25 protein-coding genes and 1 pseudogene are annotated in these 22,998 nt (G+C 53.1%); 18 read left to right on the forward strand and 8 right to left on the reverse strand.

The features are described from left to right. Positions 1-14: 14 nt before the first annotated feature. Together ABVM99_RS01550 and add are read left to right on the forward strand one after the other, a co-directional pair. Positions 15-389, forward strand: a pseudogene (locus ABVM99_RS01550) (aminotransferase class I/II-fold pyridoxal phosphate-dependent enzyme); the annotation flags it as partial. Positions 390-606: 217 nt separating this feature from the next. After that, complete coding sequence (gene add / locus ABVM99_RS01555; RefSeq protein ID WP_000565565.1) at positions 607-1,608, forward strand: adenosine deaminase; 1,002 nt, start codon at positions 607-609, stop codon at positions 1,606-1,608. A gap of 74 nt (positions 1,609-1,682) precedes the next feature. On the opposite strand, the gene ABVM99_RS01560 is transcribed toward add, so the two are convergent. After that, positions 1,683-2,723, reverse strand: coding sequence for an oxidoreductase (locus ABVM99_RS01560; RefSeq protein WP_000998242.1), 1,041 nt, complete (start codon positions 2,721-2,723; stop codon positions 1,683-1,685). A 207-nt stretch (positions 2,724-2,930) separates the two neighbouring features. On the opposite strand from ABVM99_RS01560, the gene blr reads away from it, so the two are divergent. The 12 genes from blr (at position 2,931) to gstA (ending at position 13,272) form a co-directional block, all read left to right on the forward strand. Next, the gene (gene blr / locus ABVM99_RS01565; RefSeq protein ID WP_001708800.1) at positions 2,931-3,056 is read left to right on the forward strand and encodes a division septum protein Blr; all 126 of its coding nucleotides are present in this window, start codon (positions 2,931-2,933) and stop codon (positions 3,054-3,056) included. 298 nt (positions 3,057-3,354) lie between these two features. Further along, on the forward strand, positions 3,355-3,570 hold the full coding sequence (gene ydgT / locus ABVM99_RS01570) for a transcription modulator YdgT (protein ID WP_000217946.1): 216 nt from the start codon (positions 3,355-3,357) through the stop codon (positions 3,568-3,570). 88 nt (positions 3,571-3,658) lie between these two features. Further along, the gene (locus ABVM99_RS01575) at positions 3,659-4,099 is read left to right on the forward strand and encodes a DUF2569 domain-containing protein (RefSeq protein ID WP_000214061.1); all 441 of its coding nucleotides are present in this window, start codon (positions 3,659-3,661) and stop codon (positions 4,097-4,099) included. Positions 4,100-4,175: 76 nt separating this feature from the next. Beyond that, a complete protein-coding gene (gene rsxA / locus ABVM99_RS01580; RefSeq protein ID WP_000133179.1) occupies positions 4,176-4,757 on the forward strand; it encodes an electron transport complex subunit RsxA in 582 nt (193 codons plus the stop codon). After that, entirely contained in the window at positions 4,757-5,335 is a 579-nt protein-coding gene (gene rsxB / locus ABVM99_RS01585) for an electron transport complex subunit RsxB (protein WP_001092600.1), read from the forward strand. Before rsxA ends, rsxB begins: the two co-directional genes overlap by 1 nt. Continuing rightward, positions 5,328-7,442, forward strand: a complete 2,115-nt coding sequence (rsxC, locus tag ABVM99_RS01590; RefSeq protein ID WP_052938194.1) for an electron transport complex subunit RsxC — start codon at positions 5,328-5,330, stop codon at positions 7,440-7,442. The genes rsxB and rsxC overlap by 8 nt, the downstream gene beginning before the upstream one ends. Next, positions 7,443-8,501, forward strand: a complete 1,059-nt coding sequence (rsxD, locus tag ABVM99_RS01595; protein WP_000231889.1) for an electron transport complex subunit RsxD — start codon at positions 7,443-7,445, stop codon at positions 8,499-8,501. A 3-nt stretch (positions 8,502-8,504) separates the two neighbouring features. After that, positions 8,505-9,125, forward strand: a complete 621-nt coding sequence (gene rsxG, locus ABVM99_RS01600; RefSeq protein WP_000920822.1) for an electron transport complex subunit RsxG — start codon at positions 8,505-8,507, stop codon at positions 9,123-9,125. Between the two features lie 2 nt (positions 9,126-9,127). After that, the gene (locus ABVM99_RS01605) at positions 9,128-9,820 is read left to right on the forward strand and encodes an electron transport complex subunit E (RefSeq protein ID WP_023195533.1); all 693 of its coding nucleotides are present in this window, start codon (positions 9,128-9,130) and stop codon (positions 9,818-9,820) included. Continuing rightward, complete coding sequence (nth, locus tag ABVM99_RS01610; RefSeq protein ID WP_023195534.1) at positions 9,820-10,455, forward strand: endonuclease III; 636 nt, start codon at positions 9,820-9,822, stop codon at positions 10,453-10,455. Before ABVM99_RS01605 ends, nth begins: the two co-directional genes overlap by 1 nt. Before the next feature lie 601 nt (positions 10,456-11,056). After that, positions 11,057-12,562, forward strand: coding sequence for a dipeptide/tripeptide permease DtpA (gene dtpA / locus ABVM99_RS01615; RefSeq protein WP_000100911.1), 1,506 nt, complete (start codon positions 11,057-11,059; stop codon positions 12,560-12,562). A 104-nt stretch (positions 12,563-12,666) separates the two neighbouring features. After that, positions 12,667-13,272, forward strand: a complete 606-nt coding sequence (gene gstA, locus ABVM99_RS01620) for a glutathione transferase GstA (RefSeq protein WP_000765727.1) — start codon at positions 12,667-12,669, stop codon at positions 13,270-13,272. 58 nt (positions 13,273-13,330) lie between these two features. Here gstA and pdxY read toward each other — a convergent pair whose 3' ends face one another. The 5 genes from pdxY to anmK form a co-directional block, all read right to left on the reverse strand. Continuing rightward, positions 13,331-14,191: a pyridoxal kinase PdxY gene (gene pdxY / locus ABVM99_RS01625; protein WP_000789736.1), complete on the reverse strand. Its 861-nt coding sequence runs from the start codon at positions 14,189-14,191 to the stop codon at positions 13,331-13,333. Between the two features lie 59 nt (positions 14,192-14,250). After that, on the reverse strand, positions 14,251-15,525 hold the full coding sequence (tyrS, locus tag ABVM99_RS01630; protein WP_000168626.1) for a tyrosine--tRNA ligase: 1,275 nt from the start codon (positions 15,523-15,525) through the stop codon (positions 14,251-14,253). 126 nt (positions 15,526-15,651) lie between these two features. Further along, complete coding sequence (gene pdxH, locus ABVM99_RS01635) at positions 15,652-16,308, reverse strand: pyridoxamine 5'-phosphate oxidase (RefSeq protein ID WP_001282334.1); 657 nt, start codon at positions 16,306-16,308, stop codon at positions 15,652-15,654. Between the two features lie 58 nt (positions 16,309-16,366). Next, positions 16,367-16,696, reverse strand: coding sequence for a C-type lysozyme inhibitor (mliC, locus tag ABVM99_RS01640; RefSeq protein ID WP_001132086.1), 330 nt, complete (start codon positions 16,694-16,696; stop codon positions 16,367-16,369). A gap of 87 nt (positions 16,697-16,783) precedes the next feature. After that, positions 16,784-17,905, reverse strand: coding sequence for an anhydro-N-acetylmuramic acid kinase (gene anmK, locus ABVM99_RS01645; RefSeq protein ID WP_000835021.1), 1,122 nt, complete (start codon positions 17,903-17,905; stop codon positions 16,784-16,786). Positions 17,906-18,177: 272 nt separating this feature from the next. Between anmK and slyB the strand changes: the two genes are divergently transcribed. Next, a complete protein-coding gene (gene slyB, locus ABVM99_RS01650) occupies positions 18,178-18,645 on the forward strand; it encodes an outer membrane lipoprotein SlyB (RefSeq protein WP_000597179.1) in 468 nt (155 codons plus the stop codon). A 47-nt stretch (positions 18,646-18,692) separates the two neighbouring features. On the opposite strand, the gene slyA is transcribed toward slyB, so the two are convergent. Further along, entirely contained in the window at positions 18,693-19,133 is a 441-nt protein-coding gene (gene slyA, locus ABVM99_RS01655) for a transcriptional regulator SlyA (protein ID WP_000764552.1), read from the reverse strand. A 194-nt stretch (positions 19,134-19,327) separates the two neighbouring features. Between slyA and ABVM99_RS01660 the strand changes: the two genes are divergently transcribed. Genes ABVM99_RS01660 through ABVM99_RS01670 form a run of 3 tightly spaced genes read left to right on the forward strand, consistent with a single transcriptional unit; the run spans position 19,328 to position 22,466 of the window. Then, the gene (locus ABVM99_RS01660; RefSeq protein ID WP_000649755.1) at positions 19,328-19,564 is read left to right on the forward strand and encodes a DUF1656 domain-containing protein; all 237 of its coding nucleotides are present in this window, start codon (positions 19,328-19,330) and stop codon (positions 19,562-19,564) included. Between the two features lie 2 nt (positions 19,565-19,566). Continuing rightward, positions 19,567-20,427 carry an HlyD family secretion protein gene (locus ABVM99_RS01665; protein ID WP_001527784.1) on the forward strand — a complete coding sequence of 287 codons (861 nt, stop codon included), beginning with the start codon at positions 19,567-19,569 and terminating at the stop codon, positions 20,425-20,427. Beyond that, on the forward strand, positions 20,427-22,466 hold the full coding sequence (locus ABVM99_RS01670; RefSeq protein ID WP_023195729.1) for an FUSC family protein: 2,040 nt from the start codon (positions 20,427-20,429) through the stop codon (positions 22,464-22,466). Before ABVM99_RS01665 ends, ABVM99_RS01670 begins: the two co-directional genes overlap by 1 nt. On the opposite strand, the gene sodC2 is transcribed toward ABVM99_RS01670, so the two are convergent. After that, a complete protein-coding gene (sodC2, locus tag ABVM99_RS01675) occupies positions 22,442-22,963 on the reverse strand; it encodes a superoxide dismutase [Cu-Zn] SodC2 (RefSeq protein ID WP_000826819.1) in 522 nt (173 codons plus the stop codon). The genes ABVM99_RS01670 and sodC2 overlap by 25 nt on opposite strands. Positions 22,964-22,998 lie beyond the last annotated feature (35 nt).

Below are 22,998 nucleotides of genomic sequence, written 5' to 3' on the forward strand. Positions count from 1 at the left end.
TCGGCCTGCGCTCTTCTTCGCCAGCGGTGCTCTCGCTCACGGCGCATATTGCCGCGTATCAGCACGGCGCGCCGTGGCTGGATGCGTTACGCGCCTCGCTGGCGGCTAATATGCGCTATATTGAGCAGGCGCTGAATGGCGTCTTTCCGACGTTGAACTGGCAAGCGCCGCCATCGACCTATCTGGCCTGGATTGATCTCCGTCCACTCGGCATTGACGATCAAAAATTACAGCACACGCTCATTCATCAGGAGAAAGTCGCCATTATGCCCGGCGATACCTATGGCGCAGAAGGCCGGGGATTTGTACGTCTGAATGCCGGATGCCCTCGTCTGAAACTTGAAAAAGGCGTCAACGGATTGATTAACGCTATCCGCACCGTTCGCTGATACCGTCTACAAGCGGGGGGTTGACCCTTTATCCTAAGATGCGATAACAGAGACGCCACCGGTGAGCTGACCGGGGGCGCGTTAAAGAGAATGATACAAAATTTCTCCCGCGCTCTCGCGAAGTTGCAACGTAATGACTCCGTTTTTGCAAAATTTCCAGAGCATTATCAATCTGTAGTATAATGGTGCGCACTTTTATTAAAAATTGAGTGCGCCCATGATTGATATTACGCTTCCTTTGACTGACATCCACCGCCACCTTGATGGCAACATTCGCGCCCAAACAATTCTGGATCTTGGTCGGCAGTTCAACATCGCCCTTCCCGCCCAAACGCTGGAAACGCTGATTCCGCATGTCCAGGTCACCTCAACCGAACCCGATTTAGTAAGCTTTCTCACGAAGCTCGATTGGGGGGTAAAAGTCCTGGCATCGCTTGACGCCTGCCGCCGTGTGGCCTTTGAAAATATTGAAGATGCCGCACGTAACGGCCTGCATTACGTCGAACTTCGCTTTTCGCCCGGCTATATGGCGATGGCGCATCAGTTACCGATCGCAGGCGTGGTTGAAGCCGTTATCGACGGCGTACGCGACGGCTGTAACACGTTTGGCGTCGAGGCGCGACTCATTGGCATTATGAGCCGTACCTTCGGCGAGGCGGCATGTTTACAGGAGCTTGATGCGCTGCTGGCGCACAGAGAGAAAATCACCGCGCTGGATTTAGCCGGTGATGAGCTGGGCTTTCCCGGCAGTCTGTTTTTGTCGCACTTTAATCGGGCGCGCGATGCGGGCTGGCATATTACCGTTCACGCTGGCGAAGCCGCAGGGCCGGAAAGTATCTGGCAGGCGATTCGCGAACTGGGGGCCGAACGTATCGGACATGGCGTAAAAGCTGTCGAAGATCGCGCGTTAATGGATTTTCTTGCACAGCAGCGTATCGGTATTGAATCCTGTCTGACCTCGAATATTCAGACCAGTACCGTCGCATCGCTGGCAGATCATCCGCTCAAAACCTTCCTTGAGCATGGCGTTCTCGCCAGTCTTAATACGGACGATCCGGCTGTTCAGGGCGTAGATATTATCCATGAATATCACGTCGCCGCGCCAGCAGCAGGATTGAGCCGCGAACAGATTCGCCAGGCGCAGATTAACGGTCTGGAAATCGCCTTTCTGAGCGATGGCGAAAAACGTGCGCTGCGCGAAAAAGTGGCCGCGGCGTAAAATTGCTTTATTGATGCTAACGCCCTCTCTCCGCCTGCGGTTTAATGCTATCCCAGGCGGAGAAATGCGACATCTCAGGCAAGACACAGCGTCGCGCGATGTTTTGCCGATTCCATGCCCAGTTCAATCAACTCCATAATTTGAATCGCCTGACTTGCCGGCACGGGATTTTCACCGTTACCGTTTAACGCATCGCGGATGGCGGCATAATATGCCGGATAGTTACCCGGCAACGTAAGCCAGTTTTCTTCTTTGCGCGTCTCTCCCTCAACCAGGGTCAATACACCGTCACGCATGTCGTATCCCCAGTCTTCCTGCGGTAAACGCTCGCCGTTTTTTAACCGTTCTTCCTGGGGATCGAGGCCATATTTTACATAGCTACCGCGCGAACCATGAACGATGTATCGCGCGGATTCCGCCGCGGCCAGCATCGTACCGTGCAAAATCACGCGGCGCTGGGGGTAGGATAAAATCGCGTGGAAATAATCTGTAGATTGCGCGCCCGGACGCAGTTGCGCTAAATCCACTGTCATGCTGACCGGCAGGCCAAAAAGTTGAATGGCCTGATCCAACAAGTGCGGCGCCAGATCGTACCAGATACCACTTCCTGGCCCGCCTTGCTCGCGCCAGCGGTCGCGCACCTGGGGACGGAAACGATCAAAGTGGGATTCAAACAAGGACACCTCGCCGAGCACGCCATCCGCCAGCAAGGCCTTCAGCGTCAAAAAATCGCTGTCCCAGCGTCGGTTGTGGAAGACGGAAAGTACCCGACCAGTGCTCCGCGCAAGCGCATCCAATTCTCGCGCCTGTGACAGTGTCACGGTAAAGGGTTTATCAACCACCACATGCTTACCGGCTTCCAGCGCAGCTTTCGCCAGCGGGAAATGGGTATCGTTGGGCGTCGGGATCACGATCAGGTCGATATGCGGATCGTTAAATAAATGTCGGGGCTCAGAGACCACGGAAACCGCCGGCCAGTCTGCTTTCACTTTTGTTTCATCGCTGCTGGATACCGCCGCAAGCTCTAGCCCTGGCGTTCCCATAATTAAGGGCGCATGAAAGGTTTTACTGGCGTAGCCATAACCGATTAACCCAACGCGGATTTTGTCATTCATCTCACTGCCTCCGGTTTTAGATATCGCTATTCCACACCATCGTGCGATTAGCCGCAATAGCGTCCTGACCATCAACGTAGCATCAAATGATTAACTTGTTACAGAACAGAGGCTGAAAACGTTTCCCTCCCTCTTGCCGACCGTTCGCCAGGAAAGTAACATTTACCCTCTGTGTTTATGGATAAATCAAAGCAAATGTCGTCAATAATGAATCGTCTTATTGAATTAACTGGGTGGATAGTTCTCGTTATCTCAGTCATTCTTTTAGGTATTGCCAACCATATTGACAATTACCAACCACCAGAGCCCACGGCTTCCGTTCAGAAGAAGTAAGCGTCAGATAATGTAAAGGCATTTTCGCGTGGCACGGTAAGCGGCGCCCCGGGGGGGGCAAAGAAAAGTCAAAAACCGGCAAAAAAAACGAAAGTATGTCCTATCTGGTCTGACGTTTATTGCCTGTTGTAGGAAAGCGCGTTAACCTTTCGCCCCAGGCGCCATGTGGCGCCTGACTCTTTACCGGTAAGAATATTCCCTTTTTACCTGCACCCCTGACCTCTCACTGGTGCGGTTTTGTTTATTTTTTATCAGTGACTACTCCGTTGGCATTATATTTAATATGGATCAACTTTATATGACTGTTCAGGATTATCTATTAAAATTCCGCAAAATTAGTTCGCTCGAAAGTCTGGAAAAACTGTTCGACCACCTTAACTATACCCTTACTGATGACATGGACATTGTTAATATGTATCGCGCTGCAGATCACCGCCGTGCCGAACTGGTTTCCGGAGGACGTCTGTTTGATGTAGGTCAGGTCCCGCAATCCGTCTGGCGCTATGTGCAATAAAGAAAGTAGCGTTTAACATCAAAAACCTTATAATATTTGCCCCAAAATGAGCGGCATGACCGTTAATGCGCGTAACCCCGGAGAAGATATGACTACAACACCGCCACAACGAATTGGAGGCTGGCTTCTTGGCCCGTTAGCCTGGCTGTTAGTCGCGTTGTTGAGCGCCTCGCTGGCGTTATTACTCTACGTTATGGCGCTTGCCACACCGCAAACGTTCAAGACGCTTAGCGGACAGGAAACCGGTAATTTACTGCTATGGGGCATTTCATTTATTACCGCTATCGCCATGTGGTACTATACCCTGTGGTTGACAATCGCATTCTTCAAACGCAGACGCTGCGTGCCGAAGCATTACATTATCTGGCTGCTGGTGTCGGTGTTACTGGCGGTTAAAGCATTTGCCTTTTCGCCCGTCTCAGATGCCTTTGCCGTGCGTCAGTTACTCTTCCCACTGTTGGCGACGGCGCTCATTGTGCCTTATCTCAAACGTTCAGCTCGCGTTAAAACAACGTTTGTTAATCCGTAATAACCCTACAGTTAACCTGTTGTCGCCTGTGGTAGTTTGACAGATAATAGGCGGCTTTTTTATTTCAGGCCGAAACATGACTGATTACCTGCTGCTCTTTGTCGGAACTGTACTGGTCAATAACTTTGTACTGGTCAAATTCCTGGGCCTTTGTCCCTTTATGGGCGTATCCAAAAAACTGGAAACCGCCATGGGGATGGGCCTCGCGACGACCTTTGTCATGACGCTGGCGTCGATATGCGCCTGGCTTATCGACACCTGGATACTTATTCCGCTGGATCTGATTTATCTGCGGACGCTGGCCTTTATCCTCGTCATTGCTGTGGTCGTGCAATTTACCGAAATGGTTGTACGGAAAACCAGCCCGGCGTTATACCGCTTGTTAGGCATCTTCTTACCACTGATTACCACTAACTGTGCGGTTCTGGGCGTAGCGTTACTGAATATTAATCTCGGTCATCACTTTCTTCAGTCGGCGCTGTACGGATTTTCCGCCGCCGTCGGTTTTTCATTAGTGATGGTTCTGTTTGCCGCCATCCGCGAACGCCTTGCCGTGGCGGATGTGCCCGCCCCTTTTCGTGGTAACGCGATAGCATTGATTACCGCAGGGTTAATGTCTTTGGCCTTTATGGGCTTTAGTGGTTTGGTGAAGTTGTAATGAATACTATCTGGATTGCCGTTGGCGCCCTGACCCTTCTGGGCCTGGTGTTCGGCGCCATTCTGGGTTATGCCTCCCGCCGATTCGCGGTTGAAGATGATCCGGTTGTTGAAAAAATCGATGCGATTTTGCCGCAGAGCCAGTGTGGTCAGTGCGGCTATCCCGGCTGTCGCCCCTACGCCGAAGCCGTGGGCCTCCAGGGCGAGAAAATCAATCGTTGCGCGCCCGGCGGCGAAGCCGTCATGCTGAAAATGGCAGAGCTGCTAAACGTAGAGCCGCAACCATGCGATGGTGAAGAACAGCAGGCCGCGCCAGTACGTATGCTGGCAGTTATTGATGAAAATAACTGCATTGGCTGCACAAAATGCATTCAGGCCTGCCCGGTTGACGCCATCGTTGGCGCAACGCGCGCCATGCACACGGTCATGAGCGATCTCTGTACTGGCTGTAATCTGTGCGTCGATCCGTGTCCGACGCACTGCATCGAATTACGTCCGGTGAATGAGACGCCCGACAGTTGGAAATGGGATTTGAACACCATTCCCGTTCGCATCATTCCCGTGGAACAACATGCTTAAACTATTTTCCGCTTTCAGAAAAGATAAAATCTGGGATTTCGACGGTGGTATTCATCCGCCCGAAATGAAGTCCCAGTCAAACGGCACGCCGCTGCGCCAGGTGCCTTTAGCGCCGCGCTTTGTTATCCCTTTAAAACAGCACATTGGCGCTGAGGGCGAGCTGTGCGTTAGCGTCGGCGATCGCGTGCTACGCGGCCAGGCGCTTACCCGTGGACGTGGGAGAATGCTGCCGGTACACGCGCCCACCTCCGGGACGGTTATCGCTATTGCCCCCCACTCGACGGCACATCCTTCGGCGCTGGCGGAGTTAAGCGTCATCATTGATGCCGACGGCGAGGACCGCTGGATTGAACGCGAGGGCTGGTCTGATTACCGCGCCCACAACCGTGAAGCGCTCATTGAACGCATTCATCAGTATGGCGTTGCCGGGCTTGGCGGCGCAGGGTTTCCCACCGGCGTTAAATTGCAGGGCGGCGGCGATAAAATCACCACGCTTATTATCAATGCCGCAGAGTGCGAACCTTACATTACGGCGGACGATCGTCTGATGCAGGACTGCGCCGCGCAGATTGTGGAAGGTGTTCGCATCCTGGCGCATATTCTGCAACCGCGTGAGGTATTAATCGGCATTGAAGATAACAAACCGCAGGCTATTTCCATGCTGCGCGCCGTACTGGCTGACGCCCACGATATTTCGTTACGTGTGATCCCAACCAAATACCCTTCCGGCGGCGCAAAACAGCTTACCCAAATACTGACGGGAAAACAGGTTCCCCACGGCGGGCGCTCCTCTGATATTGGCGTGCTGATGCAAAACGTCGGTACGGCTTATGCCGTTAAACGCGCCGTGATTGACGGCGAACCGATCACAGAACGCGTCGTTACCTTAACGGGTGAAGCGGTAAGCCGCCCGGGTAACGTCTGGGCGCGGCTCGGCACTCCCGTTCGTCATTTGCTTAACGATGCCGGGTTCTGCCCTTCTGCTGACCAGATGGTCATCATGGGCGGCCCGTTGATGGGATTCACCCTTCCCTGGCTTGACGTACCGGTCGTAAAAATCACCAACTGCCTGCTGGCGCCATCCGTGACTGAAATGGGAGCGCCTCAGGAAGAGAAAAGCTGTATTCGTTGCAGCGCTTGCGCTGACGCTTGCCCTGCCGACCTTTTACCGCAGCAGCTTTATTGGTTCAGCAAAGGGCAGCAGCATGACAAGGCTACCGCTCACCATATTGCTGATTGTATAGAATGCGGCGCCTGCGCCTGGGTCTGCCCCAGTAATATTCCGCTCGTCCAATATTTCCGTCAGGAAAAAGCGGAGATTAATGCGATCAGGCTTGAAGAAAAACGCGCCGCCGAAGCCAAAGCACGTTTTGAGGCTCGTCAGGCAAGACTGGAGCGCGAAAAAGCCGCCCGCCTTGCACGTCATAAGAGCGCAGCGGTACAACCAGCGGCAAAAGATCAGGATGCCATTGCCGCTGCGCTGGCGCGGGTAAAAGAGAAACAGGCGCAGGCCACGCAACCGGTGGTTATTCAGGCGGGTAGTCTGCCAGACAATAGCGCCGTCATCGCGGCCCGTGAAGCGCGTAAAGCGCAAGCGCGCGCTAAACAAGCCGCTCATCCGATGGCTGACAGCGCGATACCCGGCGACGACCCGCGTAAAGCTGCAGTGGAGGCAGCCATCGCCCGCGCCAAAGCCCGTAAGCAGGAGCAGCAGGCCGGAAGCGAACCTGCCGAACCGGTCGACCCGCGCAAAGCCGCGGTGGAAGCGGCTATCGCCCGCGCCAAAGCCCGCAAGCAGGAGCAGCAGGCCGGAGGCGAACCTGCCGAAGCGGTCGATCCGCGCAAAGCCGCGGTGGAAGCGGCTATCGCCCGCGCCAAAGCCCGTAAGCAGGAGCAGCAGGCCGGAAGCGAACCTGCCGAACCGGTCGATCCGCGTAAAGCTGCGGTGGAAGCGGCCATCGCCCGCGCCAAAGCCCGCAAGCAGGAGCAGCAGACCGGAAGCGAACCTGCCGAACCGGTAGACCCGCGTAAAGCCGCGGTTGCTGCGGCTATCGCCCGCGTTCAGGCAAAAAAAGCAGCACAGCAGCAGGTTGTTAACGAGGACTAAATGGTATTCAGAATCGCAAGCTCGCCTTATACCCATAACCAGCGCCAGACATCGCGAATCATGTTGCTGGTATTAATCGCCGCTCTGCCGGGGATTGCCGCGCAGACGTGGTTTTTTGGTTGGGGAACGCTTTTCCAGATCGTTCTGGCTGCCATCACGGCGCTCGTCGCAGAAGCCATTGTCCTTAGACTGCGCAAACAATCGGTCGCCAGTCACCTGCAGGATTATTCCGCGTTATTGACGGGGCTTTTGCTGGCGGTCAGCATCCCTCCGCTTGCGCCCTGGTGGATGGTCGTGCTGGGAACCGGATTCGCCATTATTATCGCTAAACAGTTATATGGCGGGCTGGGACAAAACCCCTTTAATCCGGCCATGATCGGCTACGTGGTGCTATTAATTTCCTTTCCGGTGCAAATGACAAGCTGGTTGCCGCCTTATGAAATAGCCGCAACAACGCCCGATATGCTGGACACGTTGCGGATGATTTTTACCGGGCATACCGCCAGCGGCGGCGATATGACACTGCTACGTATTGGTATTGACGGTATCAGCCAGGCGACGCCGCTGGATACGTTTAAAACGTCCTTGCGCGCCGGGCACTCCGTTGAGCAAATCATGCAGTACCCGATATACAGCGGCGCGCTGGCTGGCGTGGGCTGGCAGTGGATTAACCTCGCCTGGCTTGTCGGCGGCGTATTCCTGCTGTGGCAAAAAGCCATCCGCTGGCATATCCCGGTCAGTTTTCTACTGACGCTGGCGCTATGCGCCGCGTTAGGTTGGCTTTTCTCGCCCGCTACGCTGGCCTCGCCGCAGCTTCATCTGCTGTCAGGCGCCACCATGCTGGGCGCATTTTTTATCTTGACGGATCCGGTTACCGCCTCCACGACCAACCGTGGACGTTTAATTTTCGGCGCGCTGGCTGGGGTATTAGTGTGGCTGATTCGTAGCTTCGGCGGCTATCCGGACGGCGTTGCTTTTGCTGTCCTGTTGGCGAATATCACGGTTCCTCTGATCGACTACTACACGCGCCCCCGCGTCTATGGACATCGCAAAGGATAAACCATGCTGAAAACGATTCGTAAACACGGTATTACGCTGGCGCTTTTTGCCGCAGGCTCTACGGGATTGACCGCGGTGATTAATCAGATGACAAAATCAACCATCCACGAACAAGCGCTGCAACAACAGCATGCCCTGTTCGATCAGGTATTGCCGCCAGATCGTTACAATAATAATCTGCAAGAGAGCTGTTATCTGGTCGATGCGCCCGCCCTCGGCAAAGGCACACACCGTGTTTTTATCGCTCGCAAGGATGATAAACCCGTAGCGGCCATCATTGAGGCCACCGCGCCAGATGGCTATTCCGGCGCTATCCAGCTTATTGTTGGTGCAGATTTCAACGGTACCGTCCTGGGGACGCGCGTGACGGAACATCATGAGACGCCAGGGTTAGGTGATAAAATTGAGCGCCGTTTGTCTGACTGGATTACCCACTTTAGCGGTAAAACCATCAGCGGTGAAAATGATACGCACTGGGCGGTGAAAAAAGATGGCGGTGATTTTGATCAATTTACCGGGGCGACAATAACGCCGCGCGCCGTGGTGAATGCGGTTAAACGCGCCGGGCTGTACGCCGAATCACTGCCCGCTCAGCTCCCCCATTTAACCGCCTGTGGAGAATAGCCATGAGCGAAATAAAAGACATTGTTGTTCAGGGGTTATGGAAAAATAACTCTGCTCTGGTGCAGCTACTTGGCCTGTGCCCTTTACTGGCGGTGACGTCTACGGCAACCAACGCTCTGGGGCTGGGTCTGGCCACAACGCTGGTATTAACGCTGACCAACCTTACGGTATCCGCACTACGTCGCTGGACGCCGGCAGAAATCCGTATCCCGATTTACGTTATGATCATTGCCTCGGTGGTAAGCGCAGTACAGATGCTGATCAATGCGTATGCGTTCGGTTTGTATCAGTCTTTAGGGATTTTTATTCCTCTGATTGTAACGAACTGCATTGTTGTTGGTCGCGCCGAAGCGTTTGCCGCGAAAAAAGGACCGTGGCTTTCCGCGTTGGACGGTTTTTCCATCGGCATGGGCGCGACAGGTGCGATGTTCGTGCTGGGTTCGCTGCGCGAGATCCTCGGGAATGGTACGCTTTTCGATGGCGCGGATAGCCTGCTGGGAGGCTGGGCAAAAGTATTACGAGTCGAGATATTTCACACCGACTCGCCTTTCCTGCTGGCGATGCTGCCGCCAGGCGCGTTTATCGGCCTGGGGCTCATGCTGGCGGTAAAATATCTTATTGATGAAAAAATGAAGAAACGCCGCGCCGAAACCGTGCCTTCCGCTGTTCCGGCAGGTGAAACAGGGAAAGTCTGATGAACAAAGCAAAAAGGCTGGAAATTCTGACGCGCCTGCGCGACAACAATCCGCACCCCACAACGGAACTCAATTTCACGTCGCCGTTTGAGTTGCTGATTGCCGTGTTGCTTTCCGCGCAGGCAACCGACGTCAGCGTGAACAAGGCTACCGCCAAACTTTACCCGGTCGCCAATACGCCAGCCGCGATGCTGGAACTGGGCGTAGATGGCGTGAAATCCTATATCAAAACCATCGGTTTATTTAACAGTAAAGCGGAAAACGTGATTAAGACCTGCCGTATTTTACTGGACAAGCATAATGGCGAAGTGCCGGAGGATCGGGCGGCGCTGGAAGCGCTTCCCGGCGTGGGGCGTAAAACCGCTAACGTAGTACTAAATACCGCCTTCGGCTGGCCGACCATCGCCGTTGATACGCATATATTTCGTGTATGCAACCGAACACAGTTCGCGCCGGGTAAAAATGTCGAGCAGGTAGAAGAGAAGTTGCTGAAAGTGGTGCCGAATGAGTTCAAAGTGGACTGCCATCACTGGTTAATTTTGCATGGCCGCTATACCTGTATCGCCCGAAAACCCCGCTGCGGCTCCTGCCTCATTGAAGATCTTTGCGAATACAAAGAAAAAGTCGATATTTGATATGGTCGGAGTGCGTCCGTCACGCCAGCGCGCTCCCACCTTCGGCCTGGATCTATTTTAGCCATCAATCATTCCAGTCTCTGTCCTTTTTCTGATGTAATGTGCTTTCGTTTTCACTCCACGTCAGGTTAATCATTTTTTTAATCGCAAAAAATTCTATCTATCCGTGATCAGGATCACTTTGATAACTTCATGTAAAATTTAATGACACCTAAGGTTACATTTACAACCGGATAGACTGACGCCCCGTTTTCACTACAAAACATTACTCTGCCATTTTTTCAGATAATGGCCTATATCACTGCTTTTCACCTTAAATAGCAGAAGATATCGCCTTTCACCCAAACTAATGGCCTTTTTGCAGTGTAAAAATCTGCCATTCTTCAAATGAAGAAATTTAACGCTGGATAACATTTCTGACATCGGACGATTCAACCAGAAGAGTTATATGTAACAGATTATTACAAAGCTCTTGTCTGGAGAGGAAAGATAGTGAACATTACCTGCCGTTTCCCCTCCAATATAACAATCGGACGGATGAGTCTGACTCATCACGCGCCAGACAATCCCTGTTAATACGGGGCGTAAAAAAGAGGTAAAAGTGTCTACTGCAAACAAAAAACCAACTGAAAGCGTCAGTTTGAACGCTTTCAAACAACCGAAGGCGTTCTATCTCATCTTCTCGATAGAGTTATGGGAGCGTTTTGGTTATTACGGCCTGCAAGGCATTATGGCCGTCTACCTGGTAAAACAACTGGGTATGTCAGAAGCGGATTCCATCACCCTTTTCTCTTCCTTCAGTGCGCTGGTGTACGGCCTGGTCGCCATTGGCGGTTGGTTAGGTGATAAAATTCTGGGCACCAAACGCGTTATTATGCTGGGTGCCGTGGTGCTGGCTATCGGTTATGCGCTGGTCGCATGGTCTGGTCATGACGCTGGCATCGTCTATATGGGCATGGCGGCTATCGCTGTGGGTAACGGTCTGTTTAAAGCTAACCCGTCTTCCCTGCTGTCTACCTGCTACGCGAAGGATGATCCGCGTCTCGACGGCGCATTTACGATGTATTATATGTCCGTCAACATCGGCTCCTTCTTCTCTATGCTGGCGACGCCGTGGCTGGCGGCGCGTTATGGCTGGAGCACCGCGTTTGCGCTTAGCGTCGTCGGTATGCTGATAACCGTCGTTAACTTTGCTTTCTGCCAGCGCTGGGTGAAAAGCTACGGTTCCAAACCCGACTTTGAACCGATCAACTTCCGTAATCTGCTGCTGACAATCGTCGGTATTGTCGTTCTGATTGCGGTCGCCACCTGGCTGCTGCACAACCAGGATATCGCGCGTATGGTGCTGGGCGTAATCGCTCTTGGCATCGTCATTATCTTCGGTAAAGAAGCGTTTTCCATGCACGGCGCGGCTCGCCGTAAAATGATCGTCGCCTTTATTTTGATGCTGCAGGCGATTATCTTCTTCGTACTGTACAGCCAGATGCCGACGTCGCTGAACTTCTTTGCCATTCGTAACGTCGAGCACTCTATTCTCGGTATCGCGTTCGAACCGGAACAGTATCAGGCGCTGAACCCATTCTGGATCATTATCGGCAGCCCGATTCTGGCCGCTATCTATAACAGGATGGGCGATACGCTGCCGATGCCGATGAAATTCGCCATTGGTATGGTGCTGTGTTCCGGCGCGTTCCTGATTCTGCCGCTGGGCGCCAAATTTGCGAACGATGCCGGCATCGTATCCGTAAACTGGCTGATCGCAAGCTACGGCCTGCAAAGTATCGGTGAGCTGATGATCTCCGGTCTGGGACTGGCAATGGTCGCACAGTTGGTTCCGCAGCGTCTGATGGGTTTCATCATGGGTAGCTGGTTCCTGACAACGGCAGGCGCTAACATCATCGGCGGTTATGTCGCCAACCTGATGGCTGTGCCGAGCGACGTGACTGACCCACTGATGTCCCTGGAAGTCTATGGTCGCGTATTTATGCAGATTGGCATAGCAACCGCCGTTATCGCCGTCCTGATGCTGCTGACAGCGCCTAAGCTGAACCGTATGACCCAGGACGATGATACCGCTGAAAAAGGCTCTAAAGCCGCTACAGTTTAATTTTCCGGGAAACAACATTCAGGCCGCTAACTGTGCGTTAGCGGCTTTTTTTTTGCTCGTCCCCGCACTACCATACTTTAAACCTCAGCAAAAAGGAGTTACCGATGAAACTGTTCTACAAACCGGGTGCCTGCTCTCTTGCTTCCCATATTACCCTGCGCGAAATTGGCAAAGACTTTACGCTTGATGGCGTCGATCTCGCAAAAAAACGCCTGGAAAACGGTGATGATTACCTGGCAGTCAACCCTAAAGGACAGGTTCCGGCTCTGCTGCTGGATGACGGCACACTGTTGACTGAAGGCGTCGCCATTATGCAGTACCTCGCCGACAGCGTTCCCGACCGCCAGCTTCTGGCGCCAGTAAGTAGTCTTGCTCGCTATCATACGCTGGAATGGCTCAACTATATTGCAACGGAACTGCATAAAGGCTTTACCCCGCTGTTCCGCCCTGACACGCCAGAAACACTCAAACCCGCCGTTCGCGCCGGTCTGGAAAAGAAATTGCAGTATGTGGATGAGTCGCTTTCAGACGACCAGTGGATTTGCGGCCAGCGTTTTACCATCGCAGACGCTTATCTGTTTACCGTATTGCGTTGGGCCTATGGCGTAAAACTGAATATGGACGGGTTGACGCATATTGAAAGTTATATGCAGCGTGTCGCAAAAAGACCGACCGTTGCGGCAGCGCTTAAAGCGGAAGGACTGAATTAATGTCATGTTGCCGGATAGCTCGCTGTAGCGCCATCCGGCCTCTTTTTAGCAGCAATAATTACAGCCGCGTTGCGCTGAAGTAATGTTCAGGGTTAGCGATCCTGTCCTGGGCCGCCACGACCTGCAGTTCGTACTCCTGCATCGTTTTGGTGGCGATCATAATCTCATAGACTGCCGCCGTAACGTGCTCCAGCGCCTGCTGCAACGTCGCGCCCTGCAAAAGTTTGACCAGCAATAAACCACTGGTGACATCGCCAACGCCAACCGGCTGACGTGAGCCGAAATCCACCAGCGGACGGCTAATATGCCAGGCTTCCTGCGCTGTCACCAGCAGCATTTCAAAGCGTTCTGAACTGTAACCGGCGCGGGCGAGATGTTTTACCAGTACAATTTCTGGCCCCTGAGCAATCAGTTCTCGCGCCGCCTGCACGGCGTCATTCACATTATTCACGCTATGTTTGCTGAGAATTTCCAGTTCAATCAGGTTAGGCGCGATAATATCGCTGGCGGGTAGCGCATAACGCACATGGAACTCTGCGACGCCAGGCGCCACGATACAACCCTTTTCTGGATGCCCCATTACGGGATCACAGAAATATTTTGCCTGCGGATTTGCTGCTTTAACCTGGCGCACAATACCGAGAATGTGTTCTCCCTGCTCGGCAGATCCCAGGTAACCGCTAAGTACGGCGTCGCAGTGCGCTAACTGGCCAATGTCCGCAATCCCCTGGACAATCTCAGTCAGATGGCTGGGCGGCATAACACAGCCGGTCCATTTACCATATTGCGTGTGGTTAGAAAACTGAACGGTATTCAGCGGCCAAACATTCGCGCCAAGACGGCGCATGGGAAATTCGGCGGCGCTGTTGCCCGCATGTCCGAAAACAACATGGGACTGGATAGCGAGGATATTCTTCATTTTTTTACCTGAACATCAAAAATAAGGGAGTGATTTCTCACTCCCTGTTACTTAATGCCTTATTTCCAGCAAATCAGACAATAGTTCTTTTTGCCGCGACGTAATAAGGTATAGCGGCCAAACAGACGGTCCTCATCGTTAAAGATGTATTCAGGATCGGATTGTTTTTCACCATTGATAGTGACAGCGTTGGAGGCGATAGTCTTACGCGCCTGACCACGCGACGGCTGGAGTTCGGCGTCTACCAGCGCCTGCATCAGGTCGGCGCCTTTTTCCATTTCAACCATCGGTACGCCGTCCTGCGCCAACTGCTCAAAGTCAGCTTCGCTCAGCGCGCTCAGTGAACCGCTGAACAGGCATTCGGTGATCCGTTTCGCCGCAACCAGCCCCTCTTCACCATGAACCAGGCGCGTCACCTGCTCGGCCAGCACATACTGCGCGCGCGGCGCTTTACCGCTGTTTTTATCTTCTTCTTCCAGGGCATTGATCTCTTCAATATCCATAAAAGTGAAGAATTTCAGGAAGCGATAAACATCGGCATCTGCGGTGTTAATCCAGAACTGGTAGAATTTGTACGGACTGGTTTTCTTCGGATCCAGCCAGACAGCGCCGCCTTCGGTTTTACCGAATTTCGTGCCGTCAGCTTTGGTGATCAGTGGAACGGTCAAACCAAATACCTGATTCTGGTGCAGGCGACGGGTCAGGTCGATACCGGAAGTGATGTTCCCCCACTGGTCAGAACCGCCAATCTGTAAGGCAACACCGTGCAGTTTATTCAGACAAGCGAAGTCGTACCCCTGTAGCAGGTTATAAGAGAACTCCGTGAAAGAGATACCCTGATCGTCACGGTTCAGACGCTGCTTCACCGCTTCTTTGTTGATCATCTGATTAACGGAAAAATGTTTACCGATATCGCGCAGGAAAGTCAGCACATTCATGCTGCCGAACCAGTCATAGTTATTGGCCGCGATGGCGGAGTTTTCGCCGCAATCAAAGTCCAGGAATGGGGCAACCTGTTTACGAATTTTCGCCACCCACTCCTGAACGGTCTCTTCAGTGTTCAGTTTACGCTCGGCGGCTTTGAAGCTCGGGTCGCCAATCAGACCGGTCGCGCCGCCTACCAGCGCAACAGGTTTGTGCCCTGCCTGCTGGAAGCGTTTCAGGCATAACAATGGAACCAGATGCCCCAAATGCAAGCTGTCAGCGGTAGGATCGAAGCCGCAATAGAGCGCGATCGGGCCTTGCGCCAGTCGCTCTGCCAACGCGTCTTCGTCCGTCACCTGGGCTACCAGCCCCCGCTCTTGCAATTGTTTAATCAAGTTACTGCTTGCCATCAAAATCTCCATGTATAAAACGACTGCACCTTTGCCGGTACACGACTTTTCGCCAGACGCGAAAGAGACATAGCATAAAACGGCGGATTCATCCGCACCAGTGCTTAAAACAAGATTTTTGCATCTTTAGGGCGCAAGACGGTCGATTTTCCATGCGCCGTCGTCGCGTTGGTACAAAAAGCGATCGTGCAGACGATGTTCGCCGCCCTGCCAGAACTCCATCTGTTCGATACTCACGCGAAAACCGCCCCAGAAGCTGGGTAACGGCACTTCGCCCTGTTGAAATTTCTGCTTGAGCTCCAGGAATTTGCTTTCGAGGATACCGCGCGCGGAAATGCGGCTGGATTGTTTAGAGACCCATGCGCCAATCTGGCTGTCGCGCGGACGACTGTGGAAATACCTCACCACCTCAAGTGTGGAGAGACGCTCGGCTTTGCCTGTCACCATCACCTGGCGTTCAAGCATATGCCAGGGAAATAACAGGCTGATACGCGGATTGTGCTCAATCTGATGCGCCTTGCGGCTTCCCAGGTTGGTATAAAAGACCAGGCCTTTTTCATCATAATGCTTGAGCAATACAATACGCTGGTACGGTTGCCCCTTGTCATCTACGGTCGCCACGACCATTGCCGTCGGATCGGCCAGTCTGGCGTCGCACGCTTGCCCAAGCCAGCGCTCAAATAAGGTTAACGGTTCAGCGGGTAAATCGCGGCGACGCAAGCCGCCTTTCGTGTATTCACGGCGCAGATGCGCGATCTGCTGCAATTGGTCGTTATCAGACATGGCGTTGATCAGAAATAATCAGTGGGTGGCGCTATTGTGCGCCCCCATACTGAAAATCTCAACGCTTCGGATTTTGTAACTGACAGTTATTAAGCACAATTCTGTCTCGTTTATAGACCGTGGCGCTCTCGCCTTGCGACCAGAAAACATAAATCCCGTCGGTATAACGCGCGCCCGAGGCCGAGATTCCTTGCTTCAGGGTCAGCAGCTTATTGTCATAGACAAAACTGACCTCTTCACGCGGGTTATTGACTTTAACGGTAAGCGGCTTCTCATCACACTGGTATTCCAGCGTATCCGTTTGCATACGTTCAACAAATTGTTGATAAACGCTACAGCCGGTCAGCAGCACAGGTAAACACATTATTGCGATCTTTTTCATAGGCATATCCCGAAAGCTCTCCTGCTTCTGGAAGGGCAAACGCCCCTTCCTGACCTTGCTAGTTTACCGATATAGGGTCCGGGAAAAATTCAGTTAACTCTGAGTTATTGGGTTAGCCGGGTAAATAGCGCCTAAAACACTGGCTTCTGTAGCCCCCGTCACGGAAGGTAAATTTCCCGGCAGGCCCGCGAGCGTTCGCCAGGCAAGCCATGCAAAGGCCAGCGCTTCCATATCATCGCCGCTGATCCCCGCCTTATCGGTGGTCGAAACCTCGATACCGGGCAACAGCGCCGCCAGACGGGCCATCACTAACGGATTCCGACTTCCGCCGCCACAGACCATCAGCCGCTCGCAGCCGCCATTGAGCAGCACCTGTTGGGCGATGGAGACCGCCGTCAGCTCCGCCAACGTGGCCTGTACATCGCGCGCGTCTGCGCCAGGGAAAGCCGTAAGATGACGCTCTAACCAGCCATAGTTGAAATATTCGCGTCCTGTACTTTTGGGCGCCGACGCAGCAAAGTACGGATCGCGCAACATCTTTTGCAGCAAGGGAAGAATAACCTGACCTTCTTTCGCCCATGCCGCGTCTTTGTCGTAGGGCTGCGCGCATTGTCGCCAAATCCACGCATCCATCAACATATTACCCGGCCCCGTGTCGTACCCGCGCACCGCCTGTCCGGGGAAAAGCAGAGATAAATTGGCGATGCCGCCGATATTCAGGACCATACGTTTTTCCGTCGGATGTCCCAACAGCGCGTGATGGAAAGCGGGCACCAGCGGCGCGCCTTGTCCGCCCAGCGCAATATCCCGCCGCCGAAAATCGCCGACCACTGTAATCCCCGTATGGGCGACGATGTGATTATTATCGCCAATTTGCAGCGTATGCGGGGCCTCGCCGGTCGGCTCATGCCAGACCGTTTGCCCATGACAACCAATGGCGACGATATCCCGCGGCTGCAAACGTTGTTGCGCTAACAGCGCATTAACCGCCTGTGCAAAAAGCCGGCCTAACTGGGTATCCAGCTGGCCGAGTTGCGAGAGCGTAAGCGGTTGTCCCTGGCAAATATCGAGAATGCCTTTTTTCAGATGAACGGGAATGGGCCAGGTGAGACTTGCCTGTTGCGCAACCATGGTTTCATCAATTGCCGCCAGTACAACATCCACACCATCAAGGCTGGTCCCGGACATAACGCCAATAAAACGGCCCGATTTCATACCTCTTCCTTATTAAGCTGGGTTAAGCCTTAACACTCGGCATAACGTATTTTGCAATGCGATGCCCGCGTCACGTTTTTTGCCGTGCTGTCCACGGATATCAATAACCTATCTTTTCTTGCTTCCCACTTCGTTTAAGATTAGTTAATTAACTTCTGATTATGATTTTTACATTCTTTCGGCAGAAGATATGACCTTAACTGCATAAATGCCATATAATTTAGCTATAGGGATGCTGAAATAGCGTTTCGTGAAGAACAGGAGATGGGTAAATGATTAAACGTGTACTGGCCGTTTCACTGATGGGGTTATCCTTAGCTGGGTGTGTTAACAATGATAGCCTTTCGGGTGATGTTTATACCGCATCCGAGGCTAAACAAGTTCAGAATGTAACGTACGGTACTATCGTTAACGTTCGTCCGGTTCAAATTCAGGGCGGTGATGATTCTAACGTGATTGGCGCTATCGGCGGCGCGGTGTTGGGCGGATTCCTCGGCAACACTATCGGCGGCGGTACGGGTCGTTCACTGGCGACCGCGGCAGGCGCGGTGGCTGGCGGCGTAGCGGGCCAGGGCGTCCAGAGCGCAATGAATAAAACCCAGGGTGTGGAACTGGAAATTCGTAAAGACGATGGCAACACCATTATGGTTGTGCAGAAACAAGGAAATACGCGTTTCTCGGCAGGTCAGCGTGTCGTGCTGGCCAGCAACGGCAGCCAGGTTACTGTCTCTCCACGCTAAACCAGGCTTTACGTGTGGTCACATGGCCACACGTATGCCCCTGCACCTCAATCGTGAGAGTGCAATTCCATAATGTTGTGTTCAAGTTTAGCAACAAGTTTAATCAGAAGCTCAATCTCCTCTGAAGAAATCCCAGCCAAAATTTCACCGCGCGTTTTATGAATGACCGCTTCCATCTCAGCGATCAGCGGCTCCGCTTTCTCGGTCAGTTTAATGCGCTTAGCGCGACGATCGCTGGCGCAGGTTTGCCGCGAAATTAGCCCCTTGTCTTCAAGTTGATCCAACGTGCGTACCAGCGATGGCTGCTCAATGCCTATCGCTTTAGCCAATTGAATCTGCGACTGGTCAGGCGGCAATTGATGAATATTGTGCAACGTGACCCAATGTGTCTGCGTCAATTCCAGAGGCTTGAGGCGATGGTCAATCAGAGCACGCCAAATGCGCACCAACCGTGCCAGATCAGAACCTAGTGGCGATTCCAATTTCATCTCCTTATAATTAGCTTGCTAAGTTATTATGCTGATTTTAGAATAGTGTGCAGTATTTGTATTCTCAAAACAAATGTATTGCTAAATTTGCTTACCAATAGACATTTTTTCAGACATAGTGCGCACCTGGCACCTGTAGCTTCAGTTTTGACTAAAACTAAAGCATCGATGTCTGACGCAAAGGAACATTGCTTGTGAAGTGTATACTCAACGCCACAGGATTGCCCTTACAAGATCTCATGTTGGGAGCATCTGTTTACTTTCCGCCATTCTTTAAAGCCTTTGCGCTTGGGTTCGTTATCTGGTTGTTTATTCACCGACTCCTGCGTGACCGGATATACTCTGATGAAATCTGGCATCCCCTGTTAATGGATCTCTCCCTCTTTACGCTTTGCGTATGTCTGGGCCTCGTTTTACTGATCGCGTGGTAAATATGTCGTTAAAAACAATAAAATATTTTTCTACTCTCATTGTCGCCGTCGTCGCCGTTCTGGCCGCGTGGTGGTTATGGAATTACTATATGCAGTCACCGTGGACACGCGATGGTAAAATCCGCGCGGAACAGGTCAGCGTAACGCCGCAGGTTTCTGGCAGCATTACCCAACTCAATATCAAAGATAATCAGTTCGTCAACGCCGGGGACGTTCTCTTTGTCATTGATAAAACGCCCTTCCATATTGCAGAACTTAACGCGCAGGCGCAGTTGGCCAAAGCGCAGTCCGATCTGGCAAAAGCGAATAATGAAGCCGATCGACGTCGACATTTATCGCGTAACTACATCTCTGCTGAAGATCTGGATAGCGCCAATCTGAATGTTAAAGCGATGCAGGCCAACGTAGATGTCGCACTGGCAACGTTAAAACAGGCGCAGTGGCAACTTAGCCAGACGGAAGTAAAAGCGCCGGTATCCGGCTGGGTGACTAACCTTTCCACACGTACCGGTGATTATGCCAGTACCGGTAAGCCGCTTTTCGCCCTGGTAGATAGCCATTCATTTTATGTAATGGGATATTTCGAAGAAACCAAACTACGCCATATCCGCGAAGGTGAGCCTGCATTAATAACACTGTATAGTGGCAATATTAAGTTACAGGGTCACGTTGGCAGTATCGGGCGCGCTATTTACGACCAAAGCGTGGAAAGTGACTCCGGTTTAGTGCCCGATATCAAACCCAACGTACCGTGGGTACGTCTGGCGCAACGCGTACCGGTACGTATCGAATTTGACGCTTTGCCGCAGGATATCACGCTCGTCTCCGGCACTACCTGCAGCGTAGCCATTGGACAGCGGTAATGAAACTCTCCCTGCCGGCCCTGCGAAATACGCCCTGGTTTAAAGCGACCTCCGGCCAGTGGCGTTACGCGTTGCGCAATACCATTGCCATGTGTCTCGCGCTGACATTCGCTTATTATCTCAATCTGGATGAGCCCTACTGGGCGATGACTTCGGCCGCAGTGGTGAGCTTTCCGACCGTAGGCGGCGTAATCAGTAAAAGTCTGGGGCGTATTGCCGGGAGTTTACTCGGCGCGACCGCCGCGCTGATTATTGCCGGCCATACGCTGAATGAACCCTGGTTGTTCTTATTTAGCATGGCCGCCTGGATCGGTTTTTGTACCTGGGCCTGCGCGCATTTTACTAATAATGCCGCTTATGCTTTCCAGTTGTCCGGCTACACGGCGGCGATCATCGCGTTCCCGATGGTTAATATTGTAGAAATCACGCAGCTGTGGGATATCGCCCAGGCACGTGTATGTGAAGTTATCGTCGGCATCCTCTGTGGCGGCATGATGATGATGATCCTGCCCAGCACATCGGATGGCACAGCCCTGCTCACCGCGTTGAAAAACATGCATGCGCGCTTGCTGGAACATGCCAGTCTACTTTGGCAGCCGGAGACTAACGACGCCATCCGCTCCGCGCATGAGGGCGTCATTGGGCAAATCCTGACCATGAACCTGCTGCGTATTCAGGCCTTCTGGAGTCATTACCGTTTTCGCCGCCAGAATGCATTGCTAAATGCATTGTTACACCAGCAATTACGGCTAACCAGCGTGATCTCCAGTCTGCGTAGAATGCTTTTAAACTGGCCGACGCCGCCGGAAAACAGCCGCGAAGTCATTGAACAACTCTTAGCTGAGTTGGCAAAACCGCGCGCGGACAGCTACACCGTGGCGCGGATTATTGCGCCGCTACGCCCGGAGGATGAACAGGATTATCGTCACCTCGCGTTCTGGCAGCGATTACGCTATTTTTGCCACTTATATCTGCGCAGCAGCCGCCAGTTATATCTGATCGAAAGCGGCGCGCCGGTGGATCAAATCCATATCCGCCGCACTCCCGGCCTTGCGCGGCATACGGATAACGCAGAGGCCATCTGGAGCGGCGTGCGTACCTTTTGCACGCTCACGGTGATTGGCGCCTGGAGTATTGGCGCGCAATGGGAATCCGGGCCCGGCGCATTAACCCTGGCGGCGATCAGTTGCGTCCTCTACTCCATCGTCGCCACGCCGTTTAAGTCGCTTTCCTTATTGATGCGTACTTTAGTGCTGCTGTCCTTATTCAGCTTCGTGGTGAAATTTGGCCTGATGGTGCAAATCACCGATCTGTGGCAATTCTTACTTTTCCTTTTTCCGCTGTTCGTCACGATGCAACTGCTTAAACTGCAGATGCCTAAGCTGGCGGGACTGTGGGGGCAGCTTATCGTTTTTATGGGCTCATTCATCGCCGTGACCAATCCACCGGTGTACGACTTCGCCGACTTCCTTAACGATAATACCGCCAAGATCGTCGGCGTCGCGATTTCCTGGCTGGCGTTTGCGATTTTGCGCCCCGGTTCCGATGCCGTAAAAAGCCGCCGCCATATCCGCGCGCTACGCCGGGATTTCGTCGATCAGCTTAGCCGTCACCCTTCCCATAACGAAAGCGAGTTTGAATCGCTGACCTATCATCACGTCAGTCAGCTCAGCAATAGCCAGGATGCGCTGGCGCGCCGGTGGTTATTACGTTGGGGAGTGGTACTGCTGAACTGCTCGCATGTGGTGTGGCAGCTGCGCGCCTGGGAGTCGCGTTCCGATCCGCTTTCCCGGGTGCGGGATATTTGTATATCCCTGCTGCGCGATGTGATGAGCGAGCGCGGCGTGCAGCAACGCCCGCTTGCCGTCACGCTACAGGAACTACAGCGTATCTGCGACACGCTCGCACATCATCATCAACCCGCCGCGCATGAGCTGGCGGCGATTATCTGGCGTTTACACTGTTCGCTGTCGCAGCTGGAACAGGCTCCAGCGCAGGGAACACTGTCTCCGGGTTATTTAATGACGCCGCAGGCGTAACGCATTCCGCCGCCGCCGAGCGGTTTCGGCTGATCGGACATGTTATCGCCGCCCACATGGATCATGAGCGCTTTATCTTTCACTTCATCAAGAGACTTCAGACGTGGCGCAGTAACCGGTTCGCTGGCGATACCATCATTATTAACGACTAACACCGGGAGGTCGCCCAGATGCCCCTGGCCTTCCGGCCCTTCATGCTTGCCGGTATTTTGTGGGTCCAGATGACCACCAGCGGCTTCTGCGGCAACCGCTTTGCCGTCTTTAATCGCGGGCTGGCAGCTACCGTTGGCATGAATGTGAAAACCATGCTCGCCCGGCGGCAACGCTTTAAGGTGTGGGGTAAATTTTAAGCCGCCTTCGGTTTCATCGATGACGACGGTGCCGATAGACTGTCCTACGCCTTGCGCCGTCACCAGGTTCATCTCTACTTTCTCGCTGGCAGCCTGCGCACCCGCACAGGCCAGCAGCGTCACCATCGCTAAACTTAATCGCTTCATAAAACCTCCGTTACATGTGGTCGCCTGTTAAGTGT

Source organism: Salmonella sp. SJTUF15591, from assembly GCF_043356435.1.
GTDB lineage: Bacteria > Pseudomonadota > Gammaproteobacteria > Enterobacterales > Enterobacteriaceae > Salmonella > Salmonella enterica.

Coding starts and splice junctions, on each gene's coding strand:
- add (WP_000565565.1), top strand. CDS start 607: ATGATTGATATTACGCTTCCTTTGACTGACATCCACCGCCACCTTGAT.
- ABVM99_RS01560 (WP_000998242.1), bottom strand. CDS start 2,723: ATGAATGACAAAATCCGCGTTGGGTTAATCGGTTATGGCTACGCCAGT.
- blr (WP_001708800.1), top strand. CDS start 2,931: ATGAATCGTCTTATTGAATTAACTGGGTGGATAGTTCTCGTTATCTCA.
- ydgT (WP_000217946.1), top strand. CDS start 3,355: ATGACTGTTCAGGATTATCTATTAAAATTCCGCAAAATTAGTTCGCTC.
- ABVM99_RS01575 (WP_000214061.1), top strand. CDS start 3,659: ATGACTACAACACCGCCACAACGAATTGGAGGCTGGCTTCTTGGCCCG.
- rsxA (WP_000133179.1), top strand. CDS start 4,176: ATGACTGATTACCTGCTGCTCTTTGTCGGAACTGTACTGGTCAATAAC.
- rsxB (WP_001092600.1), top strand. CDS start 4,757: ATGAATACTATCTGGATTGCCGTTGGCGCCCTGACCCTTCTGGGCCTG.
- rsxC (WP_052938194.1), top strand. CDS start 5,328: ATGCTTAAACTATTTTCCGCTTTCAGAAAAGATAAAATCTGGGATTTC.
- rsxD (WP_000231889.1), top strand. CDS start 7,443: ATGGTATTCAGAATCGCAAGCTCGCCTTATACCCATAACCAGCGCCAG.
- rsxG (WP_000920822.1), top strand. CDS start 8,505: ATGCTGAAAACGATTCGTAAACACGGTATTACGCTGGCGCTTTTTGCC.
- ABVM99_RS01605 (WP_023195533.1), top strand. CDS start 9,128: ATGAGCGAAATAAAAGACATTGTTGTTCAGGGGTTATGGAAAAATAAC.
- nth (WP_023195534.1), top strand. CDS start 9,820: ATGAACAAAGCAAAAAGGCTGGAAATTCTGACGCGCCTGCGCGACAAC.
- gstA (WP_000765727.1), top strand. CDS start 12,667: ATGAAACTGTTCTACAAACCGGGTGCCTGCTCTCTTGCTTCCCATATT.
- pdxY (WP_000789736.1), bottom strand. CDS start 14,191: ATGAAGAATATCCTCGCTATCCAGTCCCATGTTGTTTTCGGACATGCG.
- tyrS (WP_000168626.1), bottom strand. CDS start 15,525: ATGGCAAGCAGTAACTTGATTAAACAATTGCAAGAGCGGGGGCTGGTA.
- pdxH (WP_001282334.1), bottom strand. CDS start 16,308: ATGTCTGATAACGACCAATTGCAGCAGATCGCGCATCTGCGCCGTGAA.
- mliC (WP_001132086.1), bottom strand. CDS start 16,696: ATGCCTATGAAAAAGATCGCAATAATGTGTTTACCTGTGCTGCTGACC.
- anmK (WP_000835021.1), bottom strand. CDS start 17,905: ATGAAATCGGGCCGTTTTATTGGCGTTATGTCCGGGACCAGCCTTGAT.
- slyB (WP_000597179.1), top strand. CDS start 18,178: ATGATTAAACGTGTACTGGCCGTTTCACTGATGGGGTTATCCTTAGCT.
- slyA (WP_000764552.1), bottom strand. CDS start 19,133: ATGAAATTGGAATCGCCACTAGGTTCTGATCTGGCACGGTTGGTGCGC.
- ABVM99_RS01665 (WP_001527784.1), top strand. CDS start 19,567: ATGTCGTTAAAAACAATAAAATATTTTTCTACTCTCATTGTCGCCGTC.
- ABVM99_RS01670 (WP_023195729.1), top strand. CDS start 20,427: ATGAAACTCTCCCTGCCGGCCCTGCGAAATACGCCCTGGTTTAAAGCG.
- sodC2 (WP_000826819.1), bottom strand. CDS start 22,963: ATGAAGCGATTAAGTTTAGCGATGGTGACGCTGCTGGCCTGTGCGGGT.